Source organism: Salipaludibacillus aurantiacus (assembly GCF_900111295.1).
GTDB classification, from domain to species: domain Bacteria; phylum Bacillota; class Bacilli; order Bacillales; family Salisediminibacteriaceae; genus Salipaludibacillus; species Salipaludibacillus aurantiacus.
On the sequence record NZ_FOGT01000020.1, the window covers coordinates 16,709 to 40,436 of the forward strand.

Sequence of the window (23,728 nt, forward strand, 5' to 3'; positions counted from 1 at the left end):
CTAATTCTCTGTTTCATCTGTATAAAGCGGGATAGATACGGTTACTTTCGTTCCCTTGCCTGGGTCGGACTCAAAGGACATCGTTCCGTTATGCAGCTTGATGATCTGGCTGACGATCGACAGGCCAATCCCTACTCCTCCTTTGCCTCTCGTTCTGGATTTTTCACCTCTGTAAAATCGTTCGGTAAGCCGGGGGAGATCAGCTTTATTTATACCGGCACCGTTATCTTCAATTTCAACAATCGCATTCGTTTTACCGTCGAAAGTTCTAATCTTTATATTTCCTCCTTCCTGTGTGTAAGAAGAGGCGTTATCAAGTAAATTAATAAACACTTGAAGGAGGCGGTCCTCTTCGCCGGCTACTATCAAGTCATCAGCTATTTCAGCTTGAAGGAACTGGTTTTTGTTCCGGCGTTTTACTTCCGTATTTTTAGCGGCTTCGTTAAGTATCTCCGAAAGAACGAGCGGAGATAAATCCATCGATTCACCGCTGACCTGTTCCAGTTTTGTTAAACTGATCAGCTGGTCAACAAGCCGGTTCATCCTGTTCGCTTCTTTATAAATAATAGAAGAGTATTCTTTATAAAGCTCAGGTTCTTCGTTTACATTGGCTTCATGGAGAAGTTCGCTGTATCCTTTAATATAACTGAGCGGCGTACGAAGTTCATGAGAAATATTCTGAATAAACGACCGCTTCTTTTCGTCTTCAGCTGCAAGGGAAGAGGCTAAAAATTGAAAGGCGTTAGCGAGTCGAGACAATTCATTTTTTACTGTAAGTGAAATTTCAGTCTCGTATTGACCTTCTGCAAGTTTTTTTGCCCCTTTTTCAAGGTCCACCAGAGGAGCAAGGTATTGCTGCTGCACCCTCTGCATGAGAATAAACAGGATAAACAGGAAAACGAGACCTATTCCCGCAACGATAGGGGCAATCTGATAAAAGGCGTCGTTAACTTCCGCCACGGGGCGGTAAAGGAGAATAATCGCATCGAGAAAACCTTCTTGTCCCACAGGGGCAGCAATTCCGAGAATTCTTGAATTCAGGTTTTTGTGATCCCTGATAATCGTCACACTATTACCGTTCAGCAACTGTTCCCGTTCTTCCTGATTAATCATCAGTTCATCACCCGGCTCATCCAATGGAAGAGCTGCGCCAAGCATCATAGGGTCATTATTTACTACTGCCTGAACAGGTGATTCGTCAACTGTCCAGGCAATCCTCTCCTGGAATTCCTCTTCACTAAGGTTAAGGTAAGCTTCCTGGAGACTTTCCGTTTGCTGCTTCAGCCGGTCAGTTTCATTGCCTAAATATAAGTCCTGATAGAGATAGAACGTGATGGAAATAATCAGTCCGATAACTATTGATATACTGACCCCAAATAAGATCCAGGCCTTTGCTTGGATGGAAAGATAGTTTTTCATTCAGGAACCTCGAGTTTGTAACCCATCCCCCAGACGGTTTTGATATAAGGAGCAGCATTTTTCAATTTAAGCCTTAACGTTTTCATATGTGTATCCACTGTTCTAGAAGTAGCATTTAAGTATTCAAATCCCCAAATACGGTCAAGAAGCTGCTCTCTTGAAAAAACCTGGTCCGGATGTTTGATAAGCAGTTCCAGGACTTCAAACTCTTTTTTTGTTAAGTTAACAGGCTTGCTGTCGACAGTAACCTTTTTCGCTTCAGTATTTAAAGTAATATTTTCAAATGTCCATTCCGTCTGCACAGTTGTGTCTTTGCTTTTTGCAGACTGGGAATTAGTACGACGGAGAATCGCTTCTATACGGGCGGTCAATTCATTTTTTCCGAATGGCTTCACCAGGTAATCATCTGCTCCGGTTTTCAGAGCTGTGACCTTATCCATTTCTTCAGTTTTTGCTGTAAGCATGAGAATAGGGACATCCGAGGACTTTCTGATCTCCCGGCACGTTTCATAGCCGTCCATTCCGGGCATCATAATATCAAGAATCACAAAGTTAATATCAAGGATACTCATTTTATTAATGGCCTCGTGTCCATTTGCGGCTGTAACTATCCTGTAACCTTCGTTGTTTAGTATATTACCTACAAGCTGAAGCATGGTTTCTTCATCATCTACAATTAGAACTGTCGTTTTTTTTTCATCGCTCATTTTATTCCCTCCAGTAAAATCATCGTATGCGGGCCGGGGGCTACGGCTATTTCTTTATATATTTGGAAATCCTCTGTTTCTATCAGAGTAACCGTATGGCCGTCCAGTGTGCTAATAAAGAGTGTGCCTGAATGGTAAAGGCTTGAATATGGGTTGAAACCTACTTCAATTTTCCTTAAAACTGAAAAGGTTTCAGGATCAATTTCATATACTTCATGTGATCCGTGGCTGATCGCATACAGCCTTTCCGAGTCATCTGTTTTAACAAAATCTATAGGCATAAGGCCGGTAGTCAGCTGATGGACCGTTTCTTTTTCAGATAAAGAAAAAATAAAAACATCCCTGTTCAATTCCTCGGTTGCCCCGTGCCCCCCGGCAATGAGATGCTGGTCATAATAAAGGAGGCCGTTTGGCCGGTCAACAATCGTTAACGTATCAATAAGTTCAAGCGAATCTCCGTCAAAGCGCTGAATGCTGTGATCATAAACATTTGCCAGATATATTTCATCTCTATCCGGGTTATAAGTTAAGGAAGACGGATGTTCTTCGGTGTTTTTTTTGTTGACTATTATATCGTCCTGAATCGAAACTTTTACTAATTCATTTTTCAAGGAGTTAGCTGCGTAAACCGTACCTGTTTTTTCTATAAAAATCAGTTCATTTATTCCTTTTCCAGTTTCAACAAACGGTTCGAGAATGTGATCATCCAGCCTGAGACTGTATAAAGAGTCTGTTTGCTGGCTTGAAATAATGATTTCATTTTCGTTAATTTTAACCATATCTGAAACAATAAAAGGGAGTTCCAATTCCCTGATAATTTCCTGTTCATTTAAATCAATAACAGTTAATAAGGGATTTTTTAAATGGGACACCAAAAGGAGATTGTCCTTTGTATCAGGGAGATTAAGTTTATGCCCCTCCCCAGTACATCCGCTGTTCATGATAAGAAATATTACCAGTGTCAGTAGAAGGGGCATCTTAGGCATTATCAAAGGTTGTCACCCGCCTTCTTTGGAGAGTTCTGAAATACTATTATTTTACACGAAAAATGAAAAGTATTTGTGAATAAATAAGAATATTGTTTGGCAGTTTAAAAGCGTTTATATTTAATGTTGCAGGAACTGCATCTTACAGGAAGTTCTGAATATAAAATAAGGGGTGTGCATGGTTATGACAGTTAATATCAGGATTTACTCTGATTTCGTTTGACCATTTTGTTATTTGGCGGAGGCTCCGCTCTATGAAGCAATTAAAGGAAAAGATGTGGAAATCGAATGGCTGCCTTTTGAACTGAGACCTTACCCTCAGCAAACACTCAGTCCAAAAAGCGACTATATTCAGCAGGCATGGCACCAGTCCATTCTTCCTTACGCAGAAAAATTAGGGGTAACAATGAATCTGCCTATGGTTGATCCGCAGCCTCACACTCATTTTTCCCATGAAGGTCTGTTATATGCTAAAGAGCATGGGAAAGGCAACGACTATGCAGACCAGGTGTTTAAAGCGTTCTATGAAGAAGGGAAAAATATTGGCAATATTTCAGTATTAGGTGAACTGGCCGCTGAGCTGGACCTGAACCGTGAAGAGTTTGAAGAGGCTCTGAGTACCAGACGTTATTCTGAGGAGAGAGAAAAGTGGCTTAAACAAGCGCGCACCACAGATATGATACAAGCTGTGCCTACATTTTTTATTGGGGAGAAGAAACTGACAGGCCTTCAGCCTAGGGCGGCGTTTGAAAAAGCATTATCAGAAGAAAAATAACGGCAGGGCATGTTCCAGTAAAGGAGCATGTCCTCCTTCTGTAATTGTGCGGGTCATGTGCCTGGGTTAGGCAATAGAGAACAGGAGTATAAGGAAGTCTGACAGTGTAAACGGAAGGCAGAAGAAGTTCAGGGAGGAAGATAGAGGTATTTGTTTTAAAATGATGACTGAGTACAATTGGTGTAAAAAAGAAAGTTTTCCTTCCCTGAAAAAATTTTCTAACATTTTGAGTAAAATATGGTATTCTAGAGAAGCAGTTGTTTTATAGATTTATACATATTTCGGTGGATAAGAGGTGTAGTAATGTTTAGAACCCTGCAAAACATTTTTAAAGTCGGTGACTTACGGAACAAGATTTTATTTACTTTAGCCATTTTAGTTGTTTTTAGAATTGGTGCCCATATTCCTGCTCCAGGGGTTAATGCAGATGCCCTTAATTTTGAGGGGATGGCTGCATTGGGCTTTTTAAATACTTTTGGTGGAGGCGCTTTAGAGAATTTTTCAATATTTGCTACGGGGATTATGCCTTACATTACTGCTTCAATAATTGTGCAGCTTCTTCGCATGGATGTTGTCCCTAAATTTGCGGAGTGGGCAAAAGAGGGAGAGTCAGGCCGGAAGAAGCTTGCTCAGGTTACGCGTTACGGAACAATCGGGATAGCATTTGTACAAGCTTTAGGGATGTCCATCGGCTTTAATAATATTATGGCGGGACTTGTACCGAATCCGTCTGTGCTTACTTATTTAACAATCGCTGTCGTATTGACAGCCGGTACGGCTTTTTTACTCTGGCTCGGGGAACAAATTACTGCTAAAGGAGTCGGCAACGGAATTTCTATTATGATTTTTGCAGGAATTGCTGCTGGTATTCCTAACGGCGTCAATCAGCTTTACGGGTTGTATTTCGTGGATGCCGGAGACCAGCTGTTTATTAACATAGTGACTGTTTTACTTATTTTAATGGCCATTATGCTTATTGTTGTCGGAGTGATTTTCGTGCAGCAGGCTGTAAGAAAAGTGCCTGTCCAGTATGCGAAAAAAATGGCGGCAGGCGGGAGACCGACAGGGGGGCAATCCTCTCACTTACCGCTTAAAGTTAATACGGCCGGAGTTATACCTGTTATTTTTGCCATGTCACTGTTTATTTTTCCGCCGACAGTTGCCAACTTTTTTGGGGATGGCAATACAGTTGGACGTTGGATTGTCCAGACCTTTGATTATTCAAATCCATTAGGAATGTCTTTTTATGTCCTGCTCATTATCGGTTTCTCGTATTTTTACACGTTTGTTCAGATGAATCCTGAACAGATGGCGGATAATTTACGGAAACAAAACGGGTTTATTCCGGGAATACGCCCTGGAAAAACAACAGAGAAGTTTATTACGAAAGTTCTTTATCGTTTAACGTTTGTAGGCTCGCTGTTTTTGGCCACAGTTGCTGTCCTGCCATTATTGTTCGCTCAATTTGCCGGACTGCCGCCCGCGGTGCAAATCGGCGGAACAGGACTTCTAATTGTGGTCGGTGTCGCACTCGATACCATGAAGCGTATTGAAAGCCAGCTGATCGACCGTAAATATACCGGGTTCCTTAAAAAGAGCTCATAACAAAAAGCTGCTTTCCTCAGTAACTAAAGAGGGAAGCAGCTTTTTTACGGATGGGGGTGGAAATAACTGGGGGGTCTGTCCCCCCAGTTTTTGGGTTTTAATAGAAAAAGGGGACGAAACGGAAGCGGCGCTTGCTCCAGTAGGTATAAATGTCGCCGTACTTTTTTTCAAAGAACTGCTCTTCCTGTCTCATTAATGGATGAAGCGCGCTCCCTAACAGGATAAACACAAGTGGAGCAGCCAGCCAGTGGTTACTGATATATAATCCACTTCCGAGAGCCATTAAAAAGAAGCCTGCGTGCAGAGGATGGCGGTGGAAACGGTATGGTCCATGGCTGAAAAGAGGCCTGTACTGAAGCGATGAAAGCAATTCTGACGAATGCCCGGACAGAATGATATAAGCCCAGCTTCGAATCAGTGCGCCGTGAAATAAAATCACAAATCCAGCTGTTTTTGCAGTTATGTGTACTGTTTGGGTATGGGCTTTCAGCTGAATACAGAGAAAAAGAGAAAAAGCCAGTGCCAAAGCGACCGCCACATGGTGCCGCTGCTGATTCTCTGCTGCCTCCTTTCTGTTGCCTTCTCTTTTCTTATAGAAAAACCATTCAGCCGTTGCCGCTAACAAAAGTACAGAATAGAAATAGAGGTGATTAGTCATAAGTATATTTTTAACTGAATTTAAGAAATTTACTCTTAAATAAAAAAGGAAAAAGCTGGGGGGGCTGACCCCCCAGCTGTTACCAGTTAATAAGGGAACTGGTTTGAGTAACCTTGGAACTGCTGGTAAGACTGGTTAAGCTTTTGCTGGTCACATGCTTCAAAGCTGTACCATCCCTTTTCAAACATTAAGTTAAACAGGTCACGCTGGCATTGCTGGGATTCATTAAAGATTCCCTGGATGTCGCTGTACAGTGATTCATGGCTTGCTTCGTTCAACACTGTAGAATAGGAACTCGTCATATATTTCTCAGTAGCAAGCATGTCATTAATATAATCCCGGTCGTTCATTTGCGGTGTCTCAGGGTGCTGGGTCTTAGGATTCTCAATTTTTACTCCGCTTTGCTGTTGCTGCTGTTGCTGCTGGTTCATCTAATCACTCCTTTTCCAAACTTATTGTATTGTTCCTTGCTGTCCTTGAGTCTGCAGATGGCCGAGTATTTTTTGATAATGGTCATAGTGCATACGGCCTGCCTGTTCAAGCGCCTGCGATATTTGCTGGTCTGAACATTGGGAAGCAAACGCATGAGCCTTTTTCATTGCCAAAAGGTTCCACGAGAGCATATCATTAATGTAGAGGTGGTCTTTTGTCGTCACAACCGTAGGCGGTTCTGTCATGACGTGTCCCTGGTTCACAGATTGCTGTTGTTGCTGCTGTTGCTGTTGCATAGGCAAATCCCTCCTTTAAAGTGGCGGTGCTGTATAAAAAAGTGTCGTCACGCCGTCGTACAGCCAGAGAGGCGGGCGGGATGTTCCCCGCAGGGTTCCGTCTAAACGGGCCGCGCTTATTACCGGCACATTAACTGACAATTTTCACTAACTTTTGACAGCACCAATTGGTAATAATTAAATCTTTCAACGATAGTTTTTGCGAAAAAAAAAAATTCTATTCCCTCTCACACAACCTCACTTTATAAACTGAAAAAATAATAAAAAATTTTCTGTCAATACTATTGCGTATCTCCTAAAAATTATATATAGTTATAAATGTAGACATTTCGTGACAAAAATAATGCACTTTATAAGTGCAAAATTTTTTGCTTAAAAAATGAATGAGTATTCATTCAAAAGGGGAGAAGGAGGTACTTCATGACTAAAGGAATTAAAAAAGTCGCTGTTTTAGGCTCGGGGATTATGGGCTCAGGGATTGCGGCACACTTAGCAAATATCGGTATTCCGACATTGCTGCTCGATATTGTGCCTAGAGAACTGACTGCAGATGAAGAGAAGAAAGGTCTTACCTTAGAGGACAAATCTGTCAGAAACAGACTGGCTGCAGAATCTATTCAAAAACTTAAGAAACAGAAGCCAGCACCTCTGGCTAAAAAAGAGAACGCCGATCTAATCGAGCCTGGAAATATGGAAGATGATATGAAACGTCTTTCAGAAGTCGACTGGGTCGTTGAGGTAGTCGTTGAAAATCTGAAAATAAAACAAAAGGTTTTCGCTCAGGTGGATGAGTACAGAAAACCGGGGACAATCGTCAGCTCCAATACGTCAGGGATTTCAATAGAAGCAATGGCTGAAGGAAGATCAGACGATTTCAGAAAACATTTCCTCGGGACTCACTTTTTCAATCCTCCAAGATATTTAAAGCTTCTTGAAGTGATCCGCACGAAGGATACATCAGATGACGTGTTCGAATTTATGCGTCAGTTTGGTGAAGATACACTTGGAAAAGGCGTTGTTGAAGCAAAAGATACGCCAAACTTTATTGCTAACAGAATCGGCACGTACGGCCTTCTGGTCACAGTCCGTGAAATGGTTGAAAGAGGCTATTCAGTTGGGGAAGTTGACTCAGTAACAGGTCCGGCTCTCGGCCGTCCAAAAAGTGCAACCTTCCGTACTCTGGACGTAGTTGGACTGGATACATTCCTGCACGTTGCTAAAAACGTCTATGACCAGGTTGAAGGAGCAGAGAAACAAATTTTTGACCCTCCGGCCTTTATGAAAGACATGGCTGAGAAAAAAATGCTTGGAAGCAAAACAGGCAAAGGGTTTTATTATAAGAAAAAAGGTGAAAAAGGAAGCGAAATTCTTGAGCTTGATTACAGCACCATGGACTATGTGGAGCGTCAAAAGTTAAAGGCTCCGTCTGTCCAGCAGAGTAAACAGGCTAAAGGGAAAGCCGCAAAAATGAAAGCGCTTGTATATGCGGACGACCGCGCAGGCGAACTGGTATGGAATGTTCTTAAACCAACTCTTCTGTATTCCGCTGAAAAATGCACTGAAGTAGCTGACTCTATAAGGGATATTGACCAGGCCATGAAATGGGGCTTTGGCTGGGAACTCGGCCCATTTGAAACTTGGGATGCCATTGGAGTTGAAAAATCAGTCGAACGCATGAAACAAGAAGGCGAAACTGTGCCGCAGTGGGTTGAAGATATGCTTGAAAAAGGGATTACAAGCTTTTATAACTCCGACGACGAGTATTACCACAATGGGGAATACAAGAAAGCTGACCTGAATCCAAAGGTTATAAATATTAAAGCCCTTAAAGAAGATGACAAAGTCATTATGAAAAATGCAGGCGCCTCGCTGATCGACATTGGCGACGATATTGCTTGCCTTGAATTTACTTCACCTAATAATTCCATTGGACTTGATGTCATGCAGATGATTAACAAGTCTATTGATGAAGTAGAGAAAAATTACAAGGGGCTTGTTATAAACAACCAGGGTAAAAACTTCTGTGTTGGTGCGAACTTGATGATGATCTTAATGGAAGCTCAGGATATGAACTTCCCTGAAATTGATCTTGTCGTCCGCCAGTTCCAGAATTCGATGGCTAAAATCCGTTATTCTCCGAAACCTGTTGTTGCAGCCCCGTTTGCAATGACCTTAGGCGGAGGCGCAGAAATCTGCATGCCATCCGCAAGCATTCAGGCTTCTATGGAGACATATATGGGTCTTGTAGAAGTGGGAGTTGGGCTTATCCCAGGCGGAGGAGGAAATAAAGAGCTTTACCTTCGCCAAATCGAACGGCTCCCTGAAGGCGCGCAAATTGACCATCAGGCAGTAGCTAACCAGGTGTTTGAAACGATTGCAATGGCCAAAGTCGGTACGAGCGCCCAGGAAGCGGAACAGCTTGGATTTATCCGTGCCCAGGACAGCATCAGTATGAATGGCGACCATTTATTATATGACGCAAAACAGAAAGCTTTACATCTGGCGGATCAGGGTTACCAGCCTCCTAAACGGGAGAAGATCCCTGTCGTAGGTGAAACAGGATATGGAACGATGCTTCTTGGAGCAAAAACAATGAAATTCGGTGGATATATATCAGACCACGATCTGAAAATTGCTGAAAAACTGGCGTTTGTCCTCGCGGGCGGTCGTGTTCCGAAGGGATCGAAAGTCGATGAACAATATTTGCTTGATATTGAGCGCGAAGCATTTTTAAGCCTGGTCGGTGAACCTAAGACCCAGCAGCGTATGCAGCATATGCTTACAAAAGGAAAACCGTTGCGCAACTAATTGATTAAAGGAGGGGAATTTCTTGAGAGAAGCCGTGATTGTAGCAGGTGCGAGAACACCTGTAGGAAAAGCAAAAAAAGGAAGCTTTGCTAACGTAAGGCCGGACGATTTGGGGGCTATTACGATAAAAGAAACATTAAAACGTGCGGGCAATTTCAATCCTGAACGTATCGACGATGTGATTATCGGGTGCGCCATGCCGGAAGCAGAACAGGGCATGAATATGGCGAGGAATATCTCAGCGCTTGCCGGCCTCCCGGAACAGGTACCGGCTATAACGATCAACCGCTACTGCTCTTCAGGTCTTCAAAGTATTGCCTATGGAGCAGAACGCATTATGCTCGGCCAGTCAGAAGCAATTCTGGCAGGGGGAGCGGAATCGATGAGCCTTATTCCAATGGGGGGGCATGTGATCGCGCCAAACCCTTCCCTTGTTGAAAATGCTCCCGAGTATTATATGGGAATGGGCCATACAGCCGAGGAAGTAGCTGAACGTTTTGAAATCAGCCGGGAAGACCAGGACGCTTTTGCAGCGGAAAGCCACAGGCGAGCAGGAAAAGCGATTGAAGAAGGAAAGTTCAAAGATGAAATTGTACCGGTTCCGGTCACTTTCAGATCTGTGGACAGTAACCACAAGCTGGTGGAAAAGGAAGTAACAGTCGACACGGATGAAGGCGTTCGTGCAGGCACAACTGTTGAAGGACTGGCTAAACTGAGACCTGCATTTAAGGTCCGCGGAGGGAGTGTAACAGCCGGTAATGCTTCTCAAATGAGTGACGGAGCAGCCTCTGTCCTTGTAATGGACCGGGAAGCTGCTGAAGCTGACGGCTTGAAGCCGCTCGTTAAGTTCCGGTCATTCGCAGTTGCCGGAGTTCCTCCTGAAATTATGGGAATTGGCCCGGTAGAGGCTATTCCTAAAGCTGTCAGGCTTGCTGGACTTGAAATGGCTGATATTGGTTTATATGAATTGAATGAAGCTTTTGCTTCTCAATCTATCCAGGTTATCCGCCAATTAGGCCTTGATCAAAGCAGAGTTAATGTCAACGGCGGAGCCATTGCTCTGGGACACCCGCTTGGATGTTCAGGAACTAAGCTTACTTTAAGCCTGATTCACGAAATGAAGCGCCGTAACGAACAATTTGGCGTCGTAACGATGTGTATCGGCGGGGGTATGGGTGCAGCAGGTGTATTTGAACTTCTTTAATAAACTTGGGTACAAAGGGCGAAGCGGGCTGAGTGCTCTCCTCGTTTCGCCTTTATAATAAATCTCTGATTTACTTACTTTTGAGGAGGAATGGATAATGGCAACAACGGATAAAACGTTAAAAGGCGGCAGCTTTTTACTGGATAGCACATCTTCTGACCAGGTGTTTACACCGGAGGATCTTTCAGACGAACATGTGATGATCGCAAAAACTACGGAAGATTTCGTTAAAGAAAAAGTGGTTCCTGAGCTCGAGCAAATTGAACAGCACGAATTTGACCGGTCTGTGAGACTTTTAAAAGAAGCGGGAGAACTGGGCTTGCTTGGCGCAGACGTTCCTGAGCAATACGGCGGCATCGGGCTTGATAAGATCAGCTCGTCACTTATTACTGAAAAATTTGCATTAGCTGGATCCTTCTCGCTGTCTCACGGAGCCCACGTAGGAATCGGTTCATTGCCAATCGTCTTTTTCGGTTCGGAAGAGCAGAAGCAAAAGTACCTTCCTGAGCTTGCAACGGGAGAAAAAATTGCCGCTTACGCTCTGACTGAACCAAGTTCAGGGTCTGATGCCTTAAGCGCCAAAACAACTGCGAAACTTAACGAGGCAGGCACACACTATGTGTTAAATGGTGAAAAGCAGTGGATTACTAACGCAGGCTTTGCAGATGTATTCGTTGTATATGCAAAAATTGACGGCGAACATTTTACTGCTTTTATTGTTGAAGGCGCGTATGAAGGCGTATCTACTGGACCGGAAGAAAAGAAAATGGGTATTAAAGGGTCCTCTACACGTACTTTGATTCTTGAAGATGCCCTCGTTCCTAAAGAAAATGTTCTCGGTGAAATTGGAAAAGGCCACGTTATCGCATTCAACATTCTTAACATCGGCCGTTACAAGCTGGGAGTAGGGTGTGTTGGAGGAGCGAAGCGCGCGATTGAAGTTTCTGCCAAATATGCTAATGAGCGTAAACAGTTTAAACTTCCAATCTCAAAATTCACTTTGATCCAGAAGAAACTTGCTGAAATGGCTGCTAAAACCTATGCTGCTGAGAGTACTATTTACCGTACAGGCGGACTGATTGACGAAGCATTCAACAGTCTGTCAGAAGAGGAGCAGAAAGATGGCGCCAAGGTTGGAAAGGCTATTGGAGAGTATGCAATTGAATGCTCACTAAATAAGTTTTTCGGCTCAGAAGTACTGGACTTTGTGGTGGATGAAGCGGTTCAGATCCACGGCGGTTACGGGTTTATGGCAGAGTACGAAGTAGAATCTATGTACCGTAACTCACGAATCAACCGTATTTTTGAAGGTACAAATGAAATTAACCGTATGCTTGTTCCTGCTACTTTAATGAGAAAAGCAATGAAAGGAGAACTTCCAATGCTTGAAAAAGCAGGCGGCCTTCAGGAAGAATTAATGATGATGATGCCTGAAGAAGTCGGTGATGAGCCGCTTGAACAGGAAAGATATCTCCTTGAAAATGCTAAGAAAATTTTCTTAATGATCGCTGGAACAGCAGCACAAAAATACGGAGAGAAACTTCAGAAAGAACAGGAGATGCTCGCTAATGTAGCAGACCTTGTAAATGAAGTGTTTAACATCGAGTCATGTATCCTCCGTACAGAAAAAGCTATTAATAAAGATGGTTTAGAGAAAGCAAACCAAAAGCTTCTAATGACAGAAGTGTATACTCAGGAAGCGTTCAACCGCATCGAGTCTATTGCTAAAGAATCTCTCGTAGCGTTGGATGACGGTGACAGTCTCCGTACAATGCTGTCTATTCTTAAAAAGCTGACTCGTCATACGCCGATTAACATGATTGCTAAAAAGCGTGAACTTGCGGTAAGCATTATTGAACAGGAAAAATATGTAGTATAACCGGGAGATTTCCCGGTCAGACATAAAATGTTATCCAGTTTTCAATTTTGGGGCACTCCCCTGCCCCAAAAATAATAATAAACCTTCTTTCTAAAGGAAGGCATTCTCCTCTCTACGCAAAGGAGCCTCATTTTTATGAGGCTCCTTTGCATATTAATTTTTATTTAACGCCTGAAGCAATTCGTGAAGCAGCCTTTTGTGCTCCCGATATGTTCCTGGCAACAGGTCCTATTTCAAGTTCAGCCAATGCACCAGTCACATATAAGTTGTCGGTCCACAAAAGGGAGCGGTCGACAATAGGGTAGCCGCATTGAGCACAAGGCAGAGAGTAGCTGGCGATTAACTTTTTAAGCCAGTCGCCTCCCGGTAATTGCGGGTCGAATCCGGTGCAGCAAATGATACTGTGAGCAGTGTGGGTATAATCGCTCTCTTCCTCTGTCAGGACCATTTGATGATTTTTGTCCTCTTTAATATGGCTCACATTCATGGTTTTAATAGTTAGAAGCTGGCGTCTTTCTTGTTTTAGAAGCTTAAGATAAAGCTCCCTGGTAAGAGATCCGCGATGTCTGGCCTTGTGAATACAGCTTCGGCGGGCCTTATAATCGGTTAATTTTGAAAAATAATGCATATTTTTGGGGCCGAGCCATCCAGGGTCACTGTCAAAATTGTGTACTCTGAATGGATGGCGTTTCAGCACAGCCGTCTGTCCGGGGAATAAATCACTGAGCTTTAAAGCAGTATGCGCAGCGGTTATACCTCCTCCGATAATAGCGACAGGTGGCTTAAGTCTGTTTATATCCAAACTCTCGTCAAATATATGATAAACCGAGTGTCCATCTTTTTTCATCTTATCAAACAGAGGGGGGAGGTGCAGCTGCCCGCTTAAACCTATAGCGAGAACGACTTTCGCAGCTTTAATCACTTCTCCTGAATGTAGTGAAACAGACCATGACCCATTTGTCCGTCTCAGTCCGTTGACTGACCCTTTTACCCATGATTTATGAAGCTGGCACTGATGAAATAATTCCTCACAATGCTCATTAAATAACGACAGTTTGGGCCGGTTGTATCGTCCTAGAAAGGGTTTCGTATAACTTGTGTCCTGTTTTCCAAATTTCTCAAGGGCAAACGGGGAAGAAGACAGGTGATGCACAAAAGCAGACCTTAAATAGGGCATATCGATTTTGCCGGTTAATTGTTTCCACTTTGCTAACGGTTTATCATGCGGATCTATGATGGTCATTTTTTCAGCCGATGCTTTTTCAGTTTCTATTAAATGGACAGCTACTGTCATTCCCTGAATGCCGCCGCCTATAATAACCCAATCTTCCATATGAGCCACCTCTTTTTTTCTATACTATTAATAATAAAACGTAATTATTACGATTTAAATTGTAGCGCATATTGTTATTTTTGCCAATAAGAAAATTTGTGAGCAAGACGAATGAAGAATATTGGCGAATTAGTATATGATAGAAAGGTAAGGTAAATTATGAAAAGAGGAGGGGAATCCAATGGGAATTACTTTTTACCATTATCCGAAATGCGGGACTTGCCGCAAAGCCGGGAAATGGCTTGACGATCATAATGTTTCCTACGAGACCGTTCATATCGTTGACAACCCGCCGTCTAAAGACGAACTTAGAAGCATGTATGAGAAAAGCGGTTTGGAACTCAAAAAGTTTTTTAATACAAGCGGGAAAAAATACCGGGAACTTGGCTTAAAAGATAAGGTGAAAACAGCATCTGATGACGAGCTTCTTGATATTCTCGCGTCTGACGGCATGCTTATTAAACGGCCCATTACAACTGATGGAGATAAGGTAACCGTCGGATTTAAAGAGGAGACCTTTGAAAACACCTGGAAGTAAATAATAATTATTCCACTAGTGTTGCCGAAGTTTCTTCATGTGTATTATAGTTAAGGAGAGGGAATAAGACTGCTTTGTACATAAGTTTTAAAGGCAGTTATTCTACTTGAAAAAGCGGCAGAATCAGTACCCGCTTTTTCAATACTATTCGAAAGAATACGGAGGGATCAGCACATGGACTTACCAAAGGACTTAAAGTATTCAGAAGAACATGAATGGGTGAAAGAAGAAGGAGACAAAGTACGTATCGGTATTACTGACTTTGCACAATCCGAGCTGGGGGACATCGTTTTCGTAGAACTTCCGGAAGTAGGCGACGAACTTGAAGCCGACGAGCCTTTCGGCAGCGTGGAATCTGTTAAAACAGTTTCTGAACTATACGCGCCAATCAGCGGGAAAGTTGTAGAAGTAAACGAAGAACTTGAAGATTCTCCGGAATTTGTAAATGAATCTCCGTACGAAAAAGCGTGGATGGTTATCATTGAGCCATCTGACAAATCTGAAATGGACAACCTCATGGATGCAGCAGGATATGAGGAAATGACGTCAGAAGACTAATGCAAGAAAAATCAACTCTCCTGGAGGCGCAATTACTACGCGCATTCAGGAGAGTTTTTTTGCGTTGGCCGGAGGAAAAGATAAAGTGATGCCTCAGACTTACAGGGGCACGGAGAAACCTGACAGAGTATTTGCGGAATTAGTTATAAGGCCGAATTATGAGCTTAATGTTGAACCTTATATTTATAATTAATTATTCCATCTATTAAAGCTGTCCTCATATAACGCATAACCCCAACTTATAAGCCCGCCCATAATTGTGTATAACACCGGCACATAAGCCTCACACTAATAACAAAAATGGAGGGCAAGTGTATGGCTAACGATGATTTTTTCCACGTGATGGGTGATGATGTAAAGAAACCTTCTGATAAAAGTAACAGTGACACATCCAGCCGCAAACCTGAATCCCGTATTGAGATATCGGGACAGATTGAGAAAAAGCAAGAAAGCCCCGGCGAAACCGGGTTGTATTACCAGGCAGAAAAAGTGGGGCGCATAAAGCAAAAAGGATCAGCACAAATGTATGAAATGGCTGAAGGATTTGAGTTTAAAGATGAAAAGTTTTATAAGCATACGGATAAGAAAGAAAGCAGCCAGTATCCTGAATCGTACGTGGAAGGTTGCGACATGGGATGGTGCTGACTGATTATCGAACTTTCCTTCTGCTTATAGGAATATAAAACCGTTCAGCTTTTAGTTGATCGGTTTTTGCCTCTATCACAAAGAGCGTAATAAGCTGATAATGTTTATATTCCTATGAAGCAATTCTCTGCGATTATTCAGAGGAACCCTTTCTAAATGAAAATCTAGAAGAGAGTCCACCTTATAAAACGGATATAAGCACACACAAAGACCGGAGGGACGGCTCTTCCTGATTACGAACCAGAAGAACCGGCCCCTGGTGTGCTAAATAACCGTCCCGCCATCGATATTTAAAATCGTACCTGTAATATATTGGGCCTCATCAGAAGCGAGAAAGGTGTAGCCATTGGCTATATCTTCAGGGCTTCCCAGTCGATTTAATACGGATTTATTCCTGATCATTTCTTTTACTTTGTCAGGCACTTTATCTACCATCGCAGTAGAAATATAGCCTGGGGCAATCGCATTCACGCGGATCCCGTGCTTCCCCAATTCCTTGGCCCATGATTTAGTCATCATAATAACTCCACCTTTAGATGCAGAGTAATTTGTTTGACCATAATTTCCATAGAGGCCGACAATAGAAGACGCATTTAGAATCACACCACTTTTTTGCTCAATCATCACTTTTGCAGCAGCCTGTGAGACATTAAATACTCCTTTAAGATTGACGTCAATCACACGATCCCACTGCTGTTCTGTCATTTTCACTAACGTGGCATCCTGTGTGATCCCCGCATTATTAATGACAATATCGATTCGTCCATAATGAGCAGTCGAGGCCTTTATTAATTGTTCTACTTGTTCACGATCTGTTACATCAGCTTCCATGCCAATGCAGTCGCCACCTAGTTTTTTTATCAGATCCGAAGTCTTATCAATCTCCTTCTTATTCAAATCCACTAAAACAAGTTTTGCCCCTTCTAATGCAAATTTTTTTGCAGTGGCTTCCCCTATACCACGCGAGGCCCCTGTTATCATTGCCACCTTATCTTTTAATCTCATCGTCATTTCCCCTTCCTTTTCGTGTTTTCCTGGTGTTCAGTATTCCTCTTACTACACAAAAATCCAGTGTCTTTGTTAAGCGTTTACATCAATGGCGAATTTATTGAATGGACGTTTTAGCTAAAGTATATGCGGAGAAAGGAGGAGGTATTGGTTCAATGAGGAAGCAATGATTAATGGCAATTGGTTGGTCTCCCTATAAAACGTTAGGGCGGAGTAATTGCATCATTGTTAAAAAAATAGGAATAGCGCATTAAAAACATTGTTACCCTTGTTAATAAAACAAGGAAAGGGAGCGATAGCCCATGCATATGAACAAGTAGGATTTATTCAGGTAATAGTTGATCACCAAACGATAAATCCTCTTTTGCATGAATAGACTTCGCTCCCTTTGTTGCCAAGTTATTTCGACATGACTGAATTGGTTTGAAACATATTTAACATTTGCATTTGTGTTTGTCTCATTTGGTCATAAGCACTTACCAATGTATCCGTTGTTTTTTCAGCTATTTTTTTATTTTGCTGGAAGGTATTCCCAATAGTAGCTGTGATTTGAGCATTTGATCTTGCCATAATGTCAAGAGAGGCTTTTCCAGGAAGAGTAGCGATTGTTTGAGACTTATGTCCAATTTCTTCAATTTTGTTTAACAATTCATGATACTTTTGATCACCTTCAAGTTCCTGATTAACATTTCCAACGGCCGTTTGAGCACTCGTTTTCCACTCAGTCGTAAATTTTTTGGAATTCTCTTCAAACTGAGAAAATTGTTCTCGTGTTCCGTCGATCCATTCTTTTTGAGTTTTTAAAGCCCACATGGACTGTTGCTCCATTTTTTCCATAACTTCTTTCCACATACTTACCCCAAAAAAATCGATGACATTCTCATTTGCTGTCTTGTTAGTCTCTTTCTTAACTACCATCTAAATCCCTCCATAAGTTTTTTTTAGCCAAATTCTGACCTTTTATTAGTAACATAAACAACCATAGTTCATACCGCTGTTTATGGTATTAAAGTGTTTCAGTGACTTGTCTTTAAGGTTCAACTATTCATCTTTCTTATCATCCTTCTTGGATGTGAAGCCAGGCGGGACAAAAAAGTTACTATACATATTGAAAAATTGATCAAGCATCTTCTGATATTGTCCAAGGGAATTTGCCCATAGATCTAAATATTGTTCTCCTGCTGACGTAATCGAATAAATTCGTTTAGCTGGTCCTGATGTGGATGTATCCCACTCAGACACGACTAATTCGTCCTTTTCAAGTTGACGGAGGATTCTATAGAAGTTTCCTTGATCAACATATTCAAAGCCAAACATGGTAAGTTTTTGCATTAATTCATATCCATGTGCGTTCCAATCTTTTAATAGCAACAGGAGTACGGGAATGATGAAATTTTTTTGTGCTTTCGCTATAGGTTCTGTTTTTGGTTTGTCCTTACCGTTTTTAGGAGTCATCCTATCACCTTCTAATCAAGTTATAATATCTATATGTGTAATTTACACCTATAAGTAAAAAATGTCAACTCCATTTGATTTACATAAATCACCAAAAACCACCATGTTCTTCTAAAAAACACGTTCAAATAATCTGTTTTTGTTGAAAATTATGGTAATTTTACGATTTTCCTTTGTCCAATTTTATCCAATATACTTTAAAATTGTTATAAGACAGTTTTCAAATCCAAAGGTTAGGGGTTATTAGTATGACAAAACAGAACACATTGGATCCATTGGCACTATGGAAAAGTATGTATGAACAAACAGAATCACATTTTAGCGAGGCCATTCATGAAACATTAAAAACAGATGAATATGCTGAGATGTTAGGGCAGGTTCAAAATAGTTTCCTTCAATATCAACAATTAGTCCGGAGTACGACCGACATGTATTTAAAGCAAATCAATGTTCCTACAAATGAAGAAATGTCAAGCGTTGCTTCCCTTATTGTCAATTTAGAGGAAAAAGTAGATAGTATTGATGAAAAAATTGAGGACGAGCTTTCAAGTAAGGAAGTATCTTTAGAAATAACAAAACTAAAGGTAAGTGTCTCCAAGCTGGATAAAAAAATGAATCAAGTCTTACAGGCAAGTGATCAGCTAGATAAAAATATGAATCAAATTTTAGAAGTATTAACCAGTAATAAAGAAGAGACACCTGCTGAAACGACTTCGTCACAGCCTAAAGATAAGAAATAATCACTATTTTTAAAAGGACTGTACCACGATTTATATTTAAATTAAAAAATATTAGGAGGAATGTTCAATGGGAATGATTTCAAATGAAGTATCGACAGCTAAGATGGAGTATCAAAGCTTAGCAGGGAAAGTAGCGCTTGTCACAGGTGGGTCCCGCGGAATTGGTGCAAGTATTGTAAAAGAATTAGCTAAACGTGGGGCAGAAGTTGCGATTAACTATAATTCAAGCAAAGAGGCTGCCGATGAAGTCATTGATGAAATTGAACAATTTGGAGGAACAGCCGTTTCCTTTCAAGCAGATGTTTCTAACTTGGAGCAATCTCGTGCTTTGGTGGAACAGACCATCGATCATTTTGGAAAAATAGACATTCTTATTAATAATGCAGGAATAACAAGAGATCGCACTTTCAAAAAACTTAGTGAAAATGAATGGAGAGAGGTCATAGACACTAACTTAAATAGTGTTTATCATACAACTTCTGCAGTTATCAATCTCATGCTCAAACAAAAATTTGGTCGTATTATTAATATAAGTTCATTTATTGGTCAAAAAGGCGGTTTTGGCCAAACGAACTATGCTGCTGCCAAAGCTGGCATGATTGGTTTTACCAAGTCTCTTGCTTTAGAAACAGCCAGAAGTGGAATAACAGTCAATGCTGTTTGTCCTGGATATATTGAAACTGAAATGTTTGCAGGCGTTCCTGAAGATGCAAAAGATCAAATTATTTCTGGGATACCGATGCAACGGTTAGGAGAAGCCTCTGAAATAGCCGATGCTGTCCTTTTTTTAGCTAATAACAGTTATACGACAGGCCAATGCCTGAATATAAATGGTGGAGTATATATGTAACTATCTAAAGGAAAAATCATAAGGAGGATGGTGGATGGATTTCACTACAACTAGATCACTAGATGCAATGGTAGACTCTTTGCCTGAAGATTATCAGAAGGAATATAAACGTTTTAAACGAGCCATAGATGTTCTCACTAAAGAGCCTGAACCGAAAGTAGGGCAAACTCCAAAGGAACTAATCTGGACAAAGAATAAGGCAAAACTTTACCGGTATCAACCAGCGAAAGTAAAGACAAACAAAGTACCAATATTAATCATTTATGCTTTGATTAATAAACCGTATATATTAGATTTATCACCTGGGAGCAGTTTAATTGAGTATTTAACAGATAAAGGCCATGATGTCTACTTACTTGATTGGGGTACACCTGGTTACGAAGATAGACATATGAAATTCGATGATTATGTGCTCGATTATATCCCTCGCGCAGTAAGAAAAGTCCTTCGGAAATCTGAAGCTGATGAACTCAGCATACTCGGTTATTGTATTGGGGGGACGTTAACAGCAATATTTACGGCTCTTCATCCAAACTTACCCATCCGCAATCTTGTCTTTTTGACGAGTCCGTTTGACTTTTCTGATTCAGGGTTATTTACAAAGTGGGTCGACGAAAAATATTTTAATTTAGATCTCATGGTTGATACGTATGGGAACATTCCTCCAGAAACGATTGACTTCGGGAATAAATTATTAAAACCAATCACCAATTATATTGGCCCTTATGTGTCTCTTGCCAATCGGGCAGATAATGAGGAATTTGTTAAAAACTGGACTCTTCTGCAGAAGTGGGTAGCTGACGGGGTCCCATTCCCTGGTGAAGCATACAGACAATGGATTGGTGAATTTTACCAAAAAAACAAGTTAATTAATGATGAGTTATATATTCGAGGACAACAAGTCAAATTAAGCAATATTAAAGCAAACGTCTTAAACATTGCAGCAGATCGTGATCATATAGCCATTCCTGAACAGACAGAACGGCTTATGGATAAGATTTCAAGTGAAGATAAAACATTTGAATTAGTTTCGGCTGGCCATGTGTCTGTGACTGTAGGGAAAGGTGCCGTTAAAAATACCTATCCGTTGATCGAAACATGGGTGAGGGAGCACTCAGGTGCCTGACCCCCACTGAGTTAAAGTGCGAAAGTCCAGATTGGACCCGTGATGTCTTTTAATTAATAAGAAACCCACAGTGGCCGCTGTGGGTTTCTTATTATTTTTGCCTTCTTTATTGTTTTTAGGAAGTCTCTAAAAACCCGGACGGAGACAAATCAAGTTTCTCAAACTGGTTAAAGGAAATTCGCTTCCAGTTACCGAATAAAGAAGGTAGTAATTAAACGGCGTATCCAAGGGCGTGATTAGCGTGGCGGGAACTTTGCTTGCTTCAGTAATTAATGACATGAAACAGACAGACAGGATTCGTAAGCTGGTAAAAAAATATGAGATAACTCTGTTGATCAGCTGCGGTTCCGAAAACTGGTTTATTGCATTTATAGGTATAGACACTGGCATTGTAAGAGGGAACGGGGCAGCACCTGATGTCATTATTAAAGGAGACGAAGATTCTTTAAAAATGCTGTTTCAGGGAGAAGATTTTCTTCTTACTATGAGACGCAGGGGAGAATTGGAAGCAAAAGGATCCTTAAAATACCTCCTCTGGCTCGAGTCATTGTTTTACTTATGCCACACAACACCATGCAGGAAATCGTATCCAAAGAGTATAATCAGTTGACAAGCATATTGTATAGTGATAATATCCATATCAGATTTCAAAAACGAATAAACTGTATCTCTTATCCAGAGTGGCGGAGGGAATGGCCCTGTGAAGCCCGGCAACCACCAGATATAAAACGATCTGGAAGGTGCCAATTCCAACAAAGCAGTCAATGCTTTGAAAGATGAGAGAAAGGCCTTTTAGTAATGTTCTAAACCTTTCTGCTTATCTAATGTGAGCCGAAAGGTTTTTCTCTATTTAATTAAAAACTTTCGTGCTTTAAAGGGACTAAACTTATCAGTTTACTAATTTATAAGTGTAAATATAAACAAAGACTAATGTCGTGGCGTCTTAGGGGACGGATAGAAAGTGAGGGATTAAGTTGATAACCTTATCAAAACTGGCAAAGACCTTTCAGACACGTGACGGTCAGGTTACTGCCGTTGATCATATCGATCTTTCAATAGAAAAAGGAGAAATTTTTGGAGTAATAGGGTACAGCGGGGCTGGCAAAAGTACACTCATCCGATTGTTAAATATGCTTGAAACACCAAGTTCCGGTCAAGTCACTGTCGCTGGAAAAAATATGAACGAACTTTCGGGGAAAGGTTTACGGCAGGCACGGCAGGAGATAGGAATGATCTTCCAGCACTTTAACCTGCTTTGGTCACGAACAGTAGCCGATAACATTGCTTTCCCGCTCGAAATTAAAGGAATGCCTAAAAGTGAACAGAAAAAAAGGGTCAATGAACTAATAAAGCTTGTAGGTCTCGAAGGCCGCGGAGGCTCTTACCCCTCCCAGCTGAGCGGAGGCCAGAAACAGAGGGTAGGCATAGCCAGGGCGCTAGCCAATAACCCGCAAGTCCTTCTGTGTGATGAAGCTACATCTGCTTTAGATCCTAAAACGACAGACTCGATCCTTGATTTATTAGTGGATATAAATAAAAAACTGAATTTAACAATTGTACTCATTACCCATGAAATGCACGTTATCAGGAAAATCTGCCACAGGGTAGCTGTGATGGAAAATGGACGGATTGCAGAACAAGGGCCTGTTCTCGATATATTCAAGCGACCTAAAGAAGAGATGACAAAGGAGTTTGTAAAACAGGTGACAGAGCCTGAAGAGACTGAAGAGGCCATCAGACATTTATTTAAAGATGATGGGATTGGCCGGGTTCTTCAGCTGACTTTTACAGGCAGTGATGCAAAAAGGTCGCTTATTACAGATGTTGTAAGAAAATACGATGTCTCTGTAAGTATTCTCCAAGGTAAAATATCCCAGACGCAGCACGGTTCATACGGGTCTTTGTTTGTTAGTGTAACTGGTGACAACCAGCTGATTGATGAGACGATTGCATTTATCCGGTCACAGCAAGTAGAAGTGGAGGTGATCCACGGTGAATAAGATTCTAGCCGCTAACGGATGGCTCTTTCCCAACGTGAATTGGGAGAACATGTGGGACGCCACCGGAGAAACGATTTACATGTCAGTTATTGCTTTAGCTTTTACCTTTATTTTTGGAATTTTATTAGGTTTACTGTTGTTTTTAACTGATAAGGGGCAGTTATGGCAAAATAAAGCGGTACATGCTGTGACAGCAGCTTACGTGAATATTTTCCGGTCTATTCCGTTTATTATTCTGATTGTCTTGCTGATCCCCTTCACCCGATCATTGATCGGTACGATGCTCGGACCATCCGCGGCGCTTCCAGCACTTATAATAGGAGCTGCGCCTTTCTATGCGAGAATGGTGGAAATTGCATTAAGAGAAATTGATAAAGGGGTTATAGAAGCTTCTAAATCAATGGGGGCCAGCAACCGGCAGATTATTTTCAAAGTTCTCCTGCCGGAATCCATGCCGGCGCTTGTGTCAGGTATTACGGTTACGGCCATTGCCCTGGTCAGTTATACGGCTATGGCAGGAGTCATAGGCGCAGGAGGATTGGGTGACCTGGCTTACAGAGACGGCTTTCAGCGGAACAATTCTGATATTACTTTAGTAGCTACTATTGTTGTTTTAATAATCGTTTTTATATTCCAGTTTATTGGCGATTATTTAACAAATAAATTAGACAAGCGGTAATCCGCTTTTAAAAAAACAAGGGGGTAA

The 23,728-nt window shown here is 41.5% G+C and carries 25 protein-coding genes and 1 riboswitch; of the genes, 15 read left to right on the forward strand and 10 right to left on the reverse strand.

Annotation, left to right across the window (positions count from 1 at the left end):
* The 3 genes from BMW59_RS18425 to BMW59_RS18435 are packed head-to-tail and all read right to left on the reverse strand — an operon-like array spanning position 1 to position 3,112.
* A complete protein-coding gene (locus BMW59_RS18425) occupies positions 1-1,419 on the reverse strand; it encodes a sensor histidine kinase (RefSeq protein ID WP_093055254.1) in 1,419 nt (472 codons plus the stop codon).
* Complete coding sequence (locus BMW59_RS18430; protein WP_093055256.1) at positions 1,416-2,126, reverse strand: response regulator transcription factor; 711 nt, start codon at positions 2,124-2,126, stop codon at positions 1,416-1,418. Before BMW59_RS18430 ends, BMW59_RS18425 begins: the two co-directional genes overlap by 4 nt.
* A complete protein-coding gene (locus BMW59_RS18435; RefSeq protein ID WP_177174431.1) occupies positions 2,123-3,112 on the reverse strand; it encodes a YncE family protein in 990 nt (329 codons plus the stop codon). Before BMW59_RS18435 ends, BMW59_RS18430 begins: the two co-directional genes overlap by 4 nt.
* A 235-nt stretch (positions 3,113-3,347) precedes the next feature.
* On the opposite strand from BMW59_RS18435, the gene BMW59_RS18440 reads away from it, so the two are divergent.
* Positions 3,348-3,887: a DsbA family oxidoreductase gene (locus BMW59_RS18440; protein ID WP_245733225.1), complete on the forward strand. Its 540-nt coding sequence runs from the start codon at positions 3,348-3,350 to the stop codon at positions 3,885-3,887.
* Positions 3,888-4,190: 303 nt separating this feature from the next.
* Entirely contained in the window at positions 4,191-5,492 is a 1,302-nt protein-coding gene (gene secY, locus BMW59_RS18445) for a preprotein translocase subunit SecY (protein ID WP_093055260.1), read from the forward strand.
* 97 nt (positions 5,493-5,589) lie between these two features.
* Here secY and BMW59_RS18450 read toward each other — a convergent pair whose 3' ends face one another.
* The 3 genes from BMW59_RS18450 to BMW59_RS18460 all read right to left on the reverse strand — a co-directional run bounded on the left by BMW59_RS18450 (position 5,590) and on the right by BMW59_RS18460 (position 6,878).
* A complete protein-coding gene (locus BMW59_RS18450; RefSeq protein WP_093055262.1) occupies positions 5,590-6,150 on the reverse strand; it encodes a methyltransferase family protein in 561 nt (186 codons plus the stop codon).
* An 86-nt stretch (positions 6,151-6,236) separates the two neighbouring features.
* Entirely contained in the window at positions 6,237-6,581 is a 345-nt protein-coding gene (locus tag BMW59_RS18455; RefSeq protein WP_093055264.1) for a spore coat protein, read from the reverse strand.
* Positions 6,582-6,602: 21 nt separating this feature from the next.
* Positions 6,603-6,878 (reverse strand): hypothetical protein, encoded by a 276-nt coding sequence (locus tag BMW59_RS18460; RefSeq protein WP_093055266.1) that lies wholly within the window; start codon positions 6,876-6,878, stop codon positions 6,603-6,605.
* Positions 6,879-7,298: 420 nt separating this feature from the next.
* On the opposite strand from BMW59_RS18460, the gene BMW59_RS18465 reads away from it, so the two are divergent.
* From BMW59_RS18465 to BMW59_RS18475, 3 genes are all read left to right on the forward strand, one after another.
* On the forward strand, positions 7,299-9,686 hold the full coding sequence (locus BMW59_RS18465; protein WP_093055268.1) for a 3-hydroxyacyl-CoA dehydrogenase/enoyl-CoA hydratase family protein: 2,388 nt from the start codon (positions 7,299-7,301) through the stop codon (positions 9,684-9,686).
* Positions 9,687-9,708: 22 nt separating this feature from the next.
* Positions 9,709-10,890: an acetyl-CoA C-acetyltransferase gene (locus BMW59_RS18470; RefSeq protein ID WP_093055270.1), complete on the forward strand. Its 1,182-nt coding sequence runs from the start codon at positions 9,709-9,711 to the stop codon at positions 10,888-10,890.
* Positions 10,891-10,987: 97 nt separating this feature from the next.
* On the forward strand, positions 10,988-12,769 hold the full coding sequence (locus BMW59_RS18475) for an acyl-CoA dehydrogenase family protein (RefSeq protein WP_093055272.1): 1,782 nt from the start codon (positions 10,988-10,990) through the stop codon (positions 12,767-12,769).
* Positions 12,770-12,929: 160 nt separating this feature from the next.
* Here the strand turns inward: BMW59_RS18475 and BMW59_RS18480 are convergent, their stop codons facing one another.
* Complete coding sequence (locus tag BMW59_RS18480; protein ID WP_093055274.1) at positions 12,930-14,102, reverse strand: FAD/NAD(P)-binding protein; 1,173 nt, start codon at positions 14,100-14,102, stop codon at positions 12,930-12,932.
* 181 nt (positions 14,103-14,283) lie between these two features.
* Here BMW59_RS18480 and BMW59_RS18485 point away from each other — a divergent pair, with 181 nt between their 5' ends.
* The 4 genes from BMW59_RS18485 to BMW59_RS18495 all read left to right on the forward strand — a co-directional run bounded on the left by BMW59_RS18485 (position 14,284) and on the right by BMW59_RS18495 (position 15,843).
* Positions 14,284-14,640, forward strand: a complete 357-nt coding sequence (locus BMW59_RS18485) for an arsenate reductase family protein (protein WP_093055276.1) — start codon at positions 14,284-14,286, stop codon at positions 14,638-14,640.
* Positions 14,641-14,814: 174 nt separating this feature from the next.
* Positions 14,815-15,198, forward strand: a complete 384-nt coding sequence (gene gcvH, locus BMW59_RS18490) for a glycine cleavage system protein GcvH (protein WP_093055278.1) — start codon at positions 14,815-14,817, stop codon at positions 15,196-15,198.
* 64 nt (positions 15,199-15,262) lie between these two features.
* Positions 15,263-15,391, forward strand: coding sequence for a hypothetical protein (locus BMW59_RS22305; protein WP_281244281.1), 129 nt, complete (start codon positions 15,263-15,265; stop codon positions 15,389-15,391).
* 122 nt (positions 15,392-15,513) lie between these two features.
* Complete coding sequence (locus tag BMW59_RS18495; protein ID WP_177174432.1) at positions 15,514-15,843, forward strand: DUF2553 family protein; 330 nt, start codon at positions 15,514-15,516, stop codon at positions 15,841-15,843.
* Between the two features lie 264 nt (positions 15,844-16,107).
* On the opposite strand, the gene fabG is transcribed toward BMW59_RS18495, so the two are convergent.
* From fabG to phaQ, 3 genes are all read right to left on the reverse strand, one after another.
* Positions 16,108-16,848, reverse strand: coding sequence for a 3-oxoacyl-[acyl-carrier-protein] reductase (fabG, locus tag BMW59_RS18500; RefSeq protein WP_093055282.1), 741 nt, complete (start codon positions 16,846-16,848; stop codon positions 16,108-16,110).
* 402 nt (positions 16,849-17,250) lie between these two features.
* Positions 17,251-17,769: a hypothetical protein gene (locus BMW59_RS18505; RefSeq protein ID WP_093055283.1), complete on the reverse strand. Its 519-nt coding sequence runs from the start codon at positions 17,767-17,769 to the stop codon at positions 17,251-17,253.
* Positions 17,770-17,892: 123 nt separating this feature from the next.
* Positions 17,893-18,306 (reverse strand): poly-beta-hydroxybutyrate-responsive repressor, encoded by a 414-nt coding sequence (phaQ, locus tag BMW59_RS18510; RefSeq protein ID WP_093055285.1) that lies wholly within the window; start codon positions 18,304-18,306, stop codon positions 17,893-17,895.
* A 248-nt stretch (positions 18,307-18,554) separates the two neighbouring features.
* On the opposite strand from phaQ, the gene BMW59_RS18515 reads away from it, so the two are divergent.
* From BMW59_RS18515 to BMW59_RS18540, 6 genes are all read left to right on the forward strand, one after another.
* Positions 18,555-19,046: a poly(R)-hydroxyalkanoic acid synthase subunit PhaE gene (locus tag BMW59_RS18515; protein WP_093055287.1), complete on the forward strand. Its 492-nt coding sequence runs from the start codon at positions 18,555-18,557 to the stop codon at positions 19,044-19,046.
* A gap of 103 nt (positions 19,047-19,149) precedes the next feature.
* Entirely contained in the window at positions 19,150-19,896 is a 747-nt protein-coding gene (locus BMW59_RS18520; RefSeq protein WP_093055382.1) for a 3-oxoacyl-ACP reductase family protein, read from the forward strand.
* Positions 19,897-19,930: 34 nt separating this feature from the next.
* Complete coding sequence (phaC, locus tag BMW59_RS18525; protein WP_093055289.1) at positions 19,931-21,022, forward strand: class III poly(R)-hydroxyalkanoic acid synthase subunit PhaC; 1,092 nt, start codon at positions 19,931-19,933, stop codon at positions 21,020-21,022.
* A 241-nt stretch (positions 21,023-21,263) separates the two neighbouring features.
* A complete protein-coding gene (locus BMW59_RS18530; RefSeq protein ID WP_093055291.1) occupies positions 21,264-21,632 on the forward strand; it encodes an SCP2 sterol-binding domain-containing protein in 369 nt (122 codons plus the stop codon).
* 58 nt (positions 21,633-21,690) lie between these two features.
* A riboswitch (SAM riboswitch) is annotated at positions 21,691-21,805 on the forward strand.
* Between the two features lie 191 nt (positions 21,806-21,996).
* The gene (locus BMW59_RS18535) at positions 21,997-23,022 is read left to right on the forward strand and encodes a methionine ABC transporter ATP-binding protein (RefSeq protein ID WP_093055293.1); all 1,026 of its coding nucleotides are present in this window, start codon (positions 21,997-21,999) and stop codon (positions 23,020-23,022) included.
* A gap of 49 nt (positions 23,023-23,071) precedes the next feature.
* A complete protein-coding gene (locus BMW59_RS18540) occupies positions 23,072-23,701 on the forward strand; it encodes a methionine ABC transporter permease (RefSeq protein ID WP_093055384.1) in 630 nt (209 codons plus the stop codon).
* Positions 23,702-23,728: the final 27 nt, after the last annotated feature.

What these genes read in the sequence shown, in the direction of transcription:
- BMW59_RS18425 (WP_093055254.1), bottom strand. Translation starts at nt 1,419, where the DNA reads ATGAAAAACTATCTTTCCATCCAAGCAAAGGCCTGGATCTTATTTGGG.
- BMW59_RS18430 (WP_093055256.1), bottom strand. Translation starts at nt 2,126, where the DNA reads ATGAGCGATGAAAAAAAAACGACAGTTCTAATTGTAGATGATGAAGAA.
- BMW59_RS18435 (WP_177174431.1), bottom strand. Translation starts at nt 3,112, where the DNA reads ATGCCTAAGATGCCCCTTCTACTGACACTGGTAATATTTCTTATCATG.
- secY (WP_093055260.1), top strand. Translation starts at nt 4,191, where the DNA reads ATGTTTAGAACCCTGCAAAACATTTTTAAAGTCGGTGACTTACGGAAC.
- BMW59_RS18450 (WP_093055262.1), bottom strand. Translation starts at nt 6,150, where the DNA reads ATGACTAATCACCTCTATTTCTATTCTGTACTTTTGTTAGCGGCAACG.
- BMW59_RS18455 (WP_093055264.1), bottom strand. Translation starts at nt 6,581, where the DNA reads ATGAACCAGCAGCAACAGCAGCAACAGCAAAGCGGAGTAAAAATTGAG.
- BMW59_RS18460 (WP_093055266.1), bottom strand. Translation starts at nt 6,878, where the DNA reads ATGCAACAGCAACAGCAGCAACAACAGCAATCTGTGAACCAGGGACAC.
- BMW59_RS18465 (WP_093055268.1), top strand. Translation starts at nt 7,299, where the DNA reads ATGACTAAAGGAATTAAAAAAGTCGCTGTTTTAGGCTCGGGGATTATG.
- BMW59_RS18475 (WP_093055272.1), top strand. Translation starts at nt 10,988, where the DNA reads ATGGCAACAACGGATAAAACGTTAAAAGGCGGCAGCTTTTTACTGGAT.
- BMW59_RS18480 (WP_093055274.1), bottom strand. Translation starts at nt 14,102, where the DNA reads ATGGAAGATTGGGTTATTATAGGCGGCGGCATTCAGGGAATGACAGTA.
- BMW59_RS18485 (WP_093055276.1), top strand. Translation starts at nt 14,284, where the DNA reads ATGGGAATTACTTTTTACCATTATCCGAAATGCGGGACTTGCCGCAAA.
- gcvH (WP_093055278.1), top strand. Translation starts at nt 14,815, where the DNA reads ATGGACTTACCAAAGGACTTAAAGTATTCAGAAGAACATGAATGGGTG.
- BMW59_RS18495 (WP_177174432.1), top strand. Translation starts at nt 15,514, where the DNA reads ATGGCTAACGATGATTTTTTCCACGTGATGGGTGATGATGTAAAGAAA.
- fabG (WP_093055282.1), bottom strand. Translation starts at nt 16,848, where the DNA reads ATGAGATTAAAAGATAAGGTGGCAATGATAACAGGGGCCTCGCGTGGT.
- BMW59_RS18505 (WP_093055283.1), bottom strand. Translation starts at nt 17,769, where the DNA reads ATGGTAGTTAAGAAAGAGACTAACAAGACAGCAAATGAGAATGTCATC.
- phaQ (WP_093055285.1), bottom strand. Translation starts at nt 18,306, where the DNA reads ATGACTCCTAAAAACGGTAAGGACAAACCAAAAACAGAACCTATAGCG.
- BMW59_RS18515 (WP_093055287.1), top strand. Translation starts at nt 18,555, where the DNA reads ATGACAAAACAGAACACATTGGATCCATTGGCACTATGGAAAAGTATG.
- BMW59_RS18520 (WP_093055382.1), top strand. Translation starts at nt 19,150, where the DNA reads ATGGAGTATCAAAGCTTAGCAGGGAAAGTAGCGCTTGTCACAGGTGGG.
- phaC (WP_093055289.1), top strand. Translation starts at nt 19,931, where the DNA reads ATGGATTTCACTACAACTAGATCACTAGATGCAATGGTAGACTCTTTG.
- BMW59_RS18540 (WP_093055384.1), top strand. Translation starts at nt 23,072, where the DNA reads ATGTGGGACGCCACCGGAGAAACGATTTACATGTCAGTTATTGCTTTA.